Source organism: Burkholderia sp. SIMBA_051 (genome assembly GCF_046534915.1).
Classification (GTDB): Bacteria; Pseudomonadota; Gammaproteobacteria; order Burkholderiales; family Burkholderiaceae; genus Burkholderia; species Burkholderia ambifaria.
On the sequence record NZ_JAWRXS010001025.1, the window covers coordinates 1 to 228 of the forward strand.

Annotated in this window: 1 protein-coding gene; it reads right to left on the reverse strand. The window is 64.9% G+C overall.

Annotated elements, in window-relative coordinates:
• Positions 1-228, reverse strand: a 228-nt coding sequence (locus SB771_RS37590; protein ID WP_410722351.1) for a hypothetical protein, incomplete at both ends; no start/stop codon positions are given.

Genomic DNA, 228 nt, shown 5'->3' on the forward strand with positions numbered 1-228 from the left:
TCTTGCGCACCGGATCGAGAAACTCGCCCAACTCGCGGCCCGCGAACGTGCCGAACGTGACCGGCGTGTAGTTGGGCCGGAACGTCGTCGTGCCGGTCTCGGGAATCGTCTTGCCGAGCGCCTGCGCGAGAATCGCCATGCCGTTGATGTTGCCGAGCTTGCCCTGATCGGTGCCGAAGCCCATCGCCGTGTAGCGCTTCACGTGCTCGACCGATTCGAAACCCTCGC